The following is a 7,465-nucleotide window of genomic DNA, read 5'->3' as shown; positions in this document are numbered from 1 at the left end:
GCCCTAAACAGGCTAGCTTAAGCCGCCTTAATGATTACAAAGGTAAAATATTATTTGCTTTACAACACAGAATCTTTGTGGCTATGACAAAAGTAACAGCCGCCGCGGCAATTGAGCGGGGCAAGGCGTGTGCGTGAAGTGCCTCTAAACGCGACAGGCATCCTGTTTCAGAAGTCTGGATGGCACCGACGAGAGTTGAATGATATGTAGCAGGTGTACTGACAAAACACCGCCACCAAAAAACACAAGATCCTGAAAGTCATTGTTGTAGCGCTGCTACACCAGGTGTAGCAGTGTAGCGTGCTACGCATACAGCGCTACACTGCGCCCTCAGCAACCTTGCGTTTTCCCAGCACCCGGGTACCAATAAACAAGATGCCCAGTATAGCCAGGAAGCTGCCGGTTTTTGGGATATAGTCGCCGTAAGTAACGTAAAAAGTAAGATCAGAGTTAAGGTTAATATTTTGCTTAAGCGCTGCCCGTACCCACCAGCCGCTCTGCTGCACAATATCCCCCCGCTGATTGATGAATGCCGAGATCCCGGTATTAGCCGAACGGCATACCCAGCGGCGGGTTTCAATGGCGCGTAGTTTGGCATAGTCAAGGTGCTGGTCTTTACCCGAAGTGTTCTCCCACCAGCCGTCGTTGGTGATGATGGCAATAAACTGCGCCCCACTGCGTACCGAGCGGGCCACCCATTCGCCCCAGATAGATTCGTAACAAATTACCGGCGCGGCGCCAATGCCGCTCTGCGCGTACAAAACGCCCGGTTCAGCCTGCCCGGCATAGGTGCCTGTGGCCCCACCCAAATGCGCGAAAACCGGTTTCAAAAAAGAAAGCACCCCCGCAAAAGGCAGCGACTCAGCCCCCGGTACCAACCTCGATTTATGGTAAAAATGTACCTCGGCTGAGTTCTCGATGCTGAGGGCGGTATTGAAGCTGTCGGCATAACCGCCATCGGGTAATGCAGTGGCTGTAGGCGTTGCCTGATGGTTGTAAATTTTGTAGGTTTCGGCCCCGGTAATGAGGGTGGCGTTGGGGTATTTGCGTAAAAAACGCTGCGCTTGTAAAAAATGGTCGTTCCCGCGGATCTTGTCCTCGTTAATAAACTCAGGTATGGCTGTTTCCGGCCATAGGAAAAACTCAGTATTCACCTGTGCCACCGAGTCGGATAGCTTGGCTAGCGTCTCAATCTGTTGATAGGCCGGTATGGTTCCGCCCTTCTCATAAGGATCAATATTAGGTTGAGCCACCACAATGTTGGATGGGTTGGGGGCTTCCTCATAGTTATAATATCTGTTCAGCGAAAAGCCCAATGGCAGTATCAAAGCCAGTGCGAAAGAGGCAAGGAGTTTAAGGCGTTGCGGCTTGGTCTGCGCCTCGCTCAAGCCAATATATAGCAGGAATGCCAGTATGTTCAAAACCCATACCCACACGGTGCCGCCGTAAACGCCGGTATACTCGTACCATTGTACCCACTGGTGGGTTGCAGCAAAACCGTTACCCAAAGTCATCCACGGGAAGTTAAGGTCCCAGCTTTGGTGCAGGTATTCGTAGGCTATCCAAAAGCAAACCAACCCAGCCAGCGACCAGCCCCGTTTACCCGTAGTAATCCGCAATTTATAATATAACCAAAACGCGGCTGACATCAGCATTGGCCCTAAGCAATAGGGTATCAACGATATCGGCACCGCCACCACTTCGCCCACAATTTTAAGCGAGTTGTACACCCAGTAAATGCTGAGGATATTCCAAACGCAAAAGCCGATAAATGTTACCCCAAAAATCTGTTTGCCTTTTTTGGTGGATGTCGACCTAATAATGTTCTCCACGGCCACCAACATCGGCGCCAGCCCGAAGAATAGGAAAACCGTTGTATAGTGCATAGGCGGCCAGGCCAGCCAAAGTAATAAGCCCGAAAATATGGATAGTAGGATGTTTCTTTTCATTATTTAAATTTATCGGTAGGGTTCTTAGCCATATCATCGTTAAAGGCTTGCGAATCGCCCTTAGGTATGGTAAGCGCTTGCCATTTTGTGGCCGCCATTTTACTGATGAAAACAATTTGCCCGATATGGTAAGGGTAGTGAGCAAGCTGCCTGTTTATAGCATCAACCACACTATGACGCTCGTGGCGTATGTAAATATCTTTATCCCAATCATCAGGGCTAATGGTATCAAGCGCTTGGAAAAGGCATTGCCAGCCGGCTTCCCATTTCTGCAATAATTCGGCTTTGGTAAATATTACGTTTTCAAATTCAAGGTCGCGGTTACGCCATTGTTTTTCACCGTCTGTGGTTAAAAAGTCTGTCCAGCGACTAAGCATGTTTCCCCACAGGTGTTGCACTATAATAGCAATGCTATTACTTTCGTCGTTATATTGCTCAAACAGGTCGTCGTCAGCAAGTTGAGCCATTGCCTTTTCGCCAACTGATTTATAATATTGAAATTGCTTTCTAGCACTGTTTAAATAAGCTTCCATAATTGAAGTGTTAATCCCGTTCTTTCGAGGACTTCATAGATATCGCTCCCGCCACGCATATCACAAACTCGCCTTTTACGGGATGGGTCTCATAATAAGTTTTAACCTCGGCCACGGTACCGCGAACGGTTTCCTCAAACATCTTGGTCAGCTCGCGCGAAACTGAGATTAGTCGATCAGTACCAAAATAGGTGGCCATCTCCTCCAGCGTCTTCAACAAACGGTGCGGCGACTCATATAGTATGATCGTGCGTTCTTCCTCGGCCAAAAATTTATAGCGGGTTTGGCGGCCTTTCTTCAGCGGTAAAAAACCCTCAAAGCAAAACTTATCCGTAGGGAAACCTGAGTTTACCAAGGCCGGCACAAAAGCAGTCGCTCCAGGCAGGCACTCCACGGCGATATTAAATTTCAAAGCTTCGCGTACCAGGTAAAAACCGGGATCAGAGATGGCTGGCGTACCGGCATCAGATATCAAAGCTATGTTCTGCCCCATCAGCAAAAACTTGATGATCTCGTTAGACGACTGATGCTCGTTATGCTGATGATGCGCGAATACCTTTTTTTGAATATCAAAGTGTTTTAACAAAGGTGCCGAGGTGCGGGTATCTTCCGCCAGTATCAAGTCGACTTCTTTCAAAACGCGCAATGCCCTGAGGGTGATGTCCTCCAGGTTGCCTATCGGGGTGGGTACTAAGTATAGTTTGCCGTATTGGTTCATGTGCTTTTGCGTCGATGGACGATAGTCGATAGTCCATAGTTGAGCTATTTTATAAATAACTATGGACTATCGACTATAGACTATGGACTTACTTTATATCTTTGCCTAAAAATAATATCAATGCTGCAAGTTAGTTATATCCGCGATAACCGCGAACAGGTTTTAGAACGTTTGGCTGTAAAAAATTTCAAACAGCCTCATTTGGTTGACGAAATAATTCAGCTGGATGACTCGCGCCGTCAAACCCAGGTTAAGTTGGATAACACTTCTGCCGAGGCCAACGCCGCCGCCAAACAAATTGGCGAACTGATGCGCAACGGAAAAAAAGATGAAGCCGAGACCATTAAAGCCAAAACCGGCGTTTGGAAAGAAGATATCAAAAAATATAATGAAGAACTTGGTGGCCTGGAGGAAGAGCTTTACCAAAAACTAGTATTGCTGCCTAACCTGCCGCACTCATCAGTACCCAAAGGTTTAACGCCCGAGGATAACGAAGTAGTGCTTGAAAATGGCGCTATACCTGAGTTGCCAACCGGCGCCTTACCGCATTGGGAACTGGCTGCCAAATACAAACTGATAGATTTTGAACTGGGCGTTAAAATTACCGGCGCAGGTTTCCCGGTATATATAAATAAAGGCGCCAAGCTGCAGCGCGCTTTGATCAATTTCTTTATTGACGAGGCTGAGAAAGCAGGTTACAGTGAAGTTGGTGTGCCGCTGATGGTTAACGAAGCTTCAGGTTTTGGTACCAGTCAGCTGCCGGATAAAGAGGGGCAGATGTACCATGTTGGCGTGGATGAGTTATACCTTATCCCAACTGCTGAAGTGCCTATTACCAATCTATATCGCGACGTGATATTGAAAGCCGACGAACTGCCGGTTAAAAATTGTGGGCACACGCCGTGTTTCCGTCGCGAGGCGGGATCATATGGCGCGCATGTGCGTGGTTTGAACCGCTTGCACCAGTTTGATAAGGTGGAGATCGTTCAGGTTGCACACCCTGACGAATCATACAAAATATTAGAAGACATGAGCCTACACGTACAAGGCTTATTACAAAAGTTAGGCTTGCCTTACCGTGTGCTGCGTCTTTGCGGTGGCGATATGGGTTTTGGCTCAGCTTTAACCTATGATATGGAAACCTGGAGCGCGGCACAGCAGCGTTGGTTAGAGGTTTCATCAGTATCAAACTTCGAAACTTTTCAGAGCAACCGCTTAAAATTACGTTTCCGCAACGCGGAAGGCAAAACGCAGTTGGCGCATACTTTGAATGGCAGCGCGCTGGCCCTGCCGCGTATTGTTGCTACCCTGTTGGAAAATAATCAAACCGAAAAAGGTATTAAGGTGCCTGACGTATTGGTACCATACACTAAGTTTGAGTGGATAGACTAAAATAAAAAAGGGACCAATCGGCTCCCTTTTTAATTTATTAAGGTTTAGGTAGGTTATTTGATCTCGAAAGTAGCATTTACGCGGAAGCTTAGTTTTATTTTCCTGGTATCGATATCTGATTCGGGAACATCTGCAGCCTCATAACCGGCGCTTTTAGCCATGTACATTACATTACGTGGTGCAGGGAAGTTGTTGTCCTCGTTATCAATTATTGCTAATGCCGATCCCACTTTTTCGCCAATGGCTTCCAGTAAATAGGTAGCTTTAGCTTTGGCAGCTACCAGGGCCTGTATTTTCAGGTCTTTTTTTACCGATTCCATTTTTGAATAGTCGTAACTGTTAATATTGGTTGATTGGATGCCTTTCGCATCTATCTTACTCAACACCTGGTTAAATTTGTTCAAATCGCGGAAGCGGATCAAATACTGTTTGCTGGCCAAAAAATCAGGAGTTTTCTTTTTTGGGTCGATGTAGTTGTAGGAGGATACGCTGTTGATGGTGAAATCTTCCTTAGCAATTCCCGCCTCGTTCACCGCTTTCTGCAATTGCTTTTCAAGGATACTTATGGTCACCTTGTTTTTGCCATCCATATATTCTTTCAGGGATATGGATACGTTGATGATGTCCGGGGTGATCTCCATTTCGGCAATACCTACCACATCAATTTTGCGGCGAAGGTCTACACCTTGTGCAAAACCGCTTACTACACTTACCAATATTAATGCTACTATAATGCTTAACTTTTTCATATTCTTTTTTTGTTATTTACTGTATAGATGCTCAAACGAGTCGGATTCCATAAGCGCAACAAATATTTTTTTTAATTGTTGATGCGATGTGTATATCTCAACATAGATTACATTTGTAATCAAACAAAAAATGCTTGTCATTTCGACGAGGAATAAGGAGAAATCTTATACGGCCGGCTACATATCGCTCGTATAAGATTTCTCCCGTTGGTCGAAATGACAAATAGGACACACTATGGACACCATCACCTGGAATGATTTTGAGAAAGTAGAATTACGCGCCGGAACGATTCTTGAGGTGGCCGATTTCCCCGAAGCCCGCAAACCCGCTTATAAAGTAAGGGTTGATTTTGGCGAATTCGGTATTCGCTGGTCGAGCGCGCAAATTACGAAGCATTATACTAAGGAGGAATTGGTAGGCAGGCAGATAGCCGGCGTGATCAACTTCCCCAAAAAACAAATAGCCAACTTTATGTCGGAGTTTTTGGTTACGGGCTTCGCCGATGCCAATGGCGATATTGTATTGACCGCGATTGATAAACCGGTGCCAAATGGCAGTAAATTGATATAAGATGAGTGCAGCTGATTGGGTATTAGGTCCGCAACTTATTGGTGCCATTTTTTTGATTTGTGGATGGATAATGATAAAATTTCCGCCCCGAAGAATCAATAATTGGTACGGCTATCGCACCTATTCATCAAAAATAAACCAAGAGACCTGGGATGAAGCAAACCGGTTTTCAAGCAGATACATGATTAAAATGGGGTGCATATTATTAGTTGCCGGATTATTATTGGCACTACTTTTACATTGCCTGCAAATACCTGCCGACTTAAAGCGCAACATCCTTCCTTTGTTGATGGTGGTGATGGGGAGTTTACCGGCTGTGTTCCTGATTGTTGCCACAGAAAACCATTTAAGTAAAACATTCGACAAGAAGAAATAAATGAGATACGTTACCTTCGGCGACGAGCCGGAAATATCGCCCGATGATTATTTTATGAACGAAGCGCTTAAGGAAGCGCGACAGGCTTTGGCCGAAGACGAGATACCCATTGGTGCCGTTGTGGTTTGCCAGGGCAAGATCATCGGCAAGGGCCATAATTTGACCGAGCGCCTGAACGATGTATCGGCCCACGCCGAAATGCAGGCCCTTACCGCCGCGGCAAATTACCTGGGCGGGAAATACCTGCGCGATTGTACGCTGTATGTAACCCTGGAGCCATGCGTAATGTGCGCGGGGGCTTCGTATTGGTTCCAGGTGGATAAGATAGTATTTGGCGCTTATGATACCCGCATGGGCTTCGGCAGGCTTAATCAAAAGATAACCCATCCTAAAACAGTTATCACCGGTGGCATACGCGAAAATGAGTGCGCGGAATTGGTAAGGAATTTTTTTAAAAGCAAAAGGTAAGGTTTGCTGTTATTGATAAAATAAAAAATGAAAAAACTTGTCATCTCGAACGTTAGTGAGAGATCTATACACGAGTAACTGCCTGCTGTGCATGTGTATAGATTTCTCCCGTTGGTCGAAATGACATCGTGTTACACCCCTACCTATGTTTACAGACAACTTAAAAGAAGCAACTACCGCTAACCACCAGCAAACCGAAAAAATATTAATAGGCAAAATGAAGGCCATGCGCGCTAAACAGGATTACGTAAACCTGCTAAGCGATTTTTACGGCTACTTTGGCGGATTGGAAAAACAAATAGAACGCTACGTTAATGAATCGACCCTGGCGGATTATAACGAACGCCGTAAAACCGCCGCTATTGCCGATGATATTGTAGCTATGGGGGGCACCGTTCCAAACATCGCGACAGCAAATGAACTGCCTGTAATTGATAATTACCTACAGGCCTTTGGCGCGCTGTATGTAATTGAAGGATCGACCCTGGGCGGCAAGATCATCAGCAAAATGGTGCAGCAGCATTTACAGGTTGATGGTACGGCAGGCCTGTCGTTTTTTAACAGTTATGGCGATAGCACCCAGCAAATGTGGGACAGCTTTAAGGAAGTATTGAACGGCGCGCCAACCACTGCCGAAGAAGAAGCAATGATCATAGCAGCTGCCGACGAAACCTTCGTTAAATTTAAAAACTGGCTGGAAAAATAGGTG

9 protein-coding genes are annotated in these 7,465 nt (G+C 46.0%); 5 read left to right on the top strand and 4 right to left on the bottom strand.

Features of this window, described 5'->3' with window-relative positions; all coding sequences use genetic code 11:
- Window positions 1–317: 317 nt before the first annotated feature.
- Genes lnt through rsmI form a run of 3 tightly spaced genes read right to left on the bottom strand, consistent with a single transcriptional unit; the run spans window position 318 to window position 3,200 of the window.
- Window positions 318–1,949: an apolipoprotein N-acyltransferase gene (lnt, locus tag AC59JT_RS12595; protein WP_497399314.1), complete on the bottom strand. Its 1,632-nt coding sequence runs from the start codon at window positions 1,947–1,949 to the stop codon at window positions 318–320.
- Entirely contained in the window at window positions 1,949–2,482 is a 534-nt protein-coding gene (locus AC59JT_RS12590; RefSeq protein ID WP_497399312.1) for a DUF1572 family protein, read from the bottom strand. Before AC59JT_RS12590 ends, lnt begins: the two co-directional genes overlap by 1 nt.
- A gap of 10 nt (window positions 2,483–2,492) precedes the next feature.
- Window positions 2,493–3,200, bottom strand: coding sequence for a 16S rRNA (cytidine(1402)-2'-O)-methyltransferase (gene rsmI / locus AC59JT_RS12585; RefSeq protein ID WP_497399310.1), 708 nt, complete (start codon window positions 3,198–3,200; stop codon window positions 2,493–2,495).
- 120 nt (window positions 3,201–3,320) lie between these two features.
- Here rsmI and serS point away from each other — a divergent pair, with 120 nt between their 5' ends.
- On the top strand, window positions 3,321–4,592 hold the full coding sequence (gene serS / locus AC59JT_RS12580) for a serine--tRNA ligase (RefSeq protein WP_497399308.1): 1,272 nt from the start codon (window positions 3,321–3,323) through the stop codon (window positions 4,590–4,592).
- Between the two features lie 53 nt (window positions 4,593–4,645).
- Here serS and AC59JT_RS12575 read toward each other — a convergent pair whose 3' ends face one another.
- Window positions 4,646–5,341, bottom strand: coding sequence for an SIMPL domain-containing protein (locus tag AC59JT_RS12575; RefSeq protein WP_497399306.1), 696 nt, complete (start codon window positions 5,339–5,341; stop codon window positions 4,646–4,648).
- Between the two features lie 235 nt (window positions 5,342–5,576).
- Here AC59JT_RS12575 and AC59JT_RS12570 point away from each other — a divergent pair, with 235 nt between their 5' ends.
- The 4 genes from AC59JT_RS12570 to AC59JT_RS12555 all read left to right on the top strand — a co-directional run bounded on the left by AC59JT_RS12570 (window position 5,577) and on the right by AC59JT_RS12555 (window position 7,462).
- Complete coding sequence (locus AC59JT_RS12570) at window positions 5,577–5,912, top strand: tRNA-binding protein (protein ID WP_497399304.1); 336 nt, start codon at window positions 5,577–5,579, stop codon at window positions 5,910–5,912.
- Window position 5,913: 1 nt separating this feature from the next.
- Window positions 5,914–6,288, top strand: a complete 375-nt coding sequence (locus AC59JT_RS12565; RefSeq protein WP_497399302.1) for an SdpI family protein — start codon at window positions 5,914–5,916, stop codon at window positions 6,286–6,288.
- The gene (locus AC59JT_RS12560; RefSeq protein ID WP_497399300.1) at window positions 6,289–6,756 is read left to right on the top strand and encodes a nucleoside deaminase; all 468 of its coding nucleotides are present in this window, start codon (window positions 6,289–6,291) and stop codon (window positions 6,754–6,756) included. It abuts the gene before it with no gap.
- Between the two features lie 145 nt (window positions 6,757–6,901).
- A complete protein-coding gene (locus AC59JT_RS12555) occupies window positions 6,902–7,462 on the top strand; it encodes a biliverdin-producing heme oxygenase (protein WP_497399298.1) in 561 nt (186 codons plus the stop codon).
- Window positions 7,463–7,465 lie beyond the last annotated feature (3 nt).

The sequence above is a fragment of the Mucilaginibacter sp. A3364 genome, from assembly GCF_059690715.1.
Note: the sequence above shows the minus strand (reverse complement) of the source record. Positions and strands in the feature narration are given on the sequence as shown.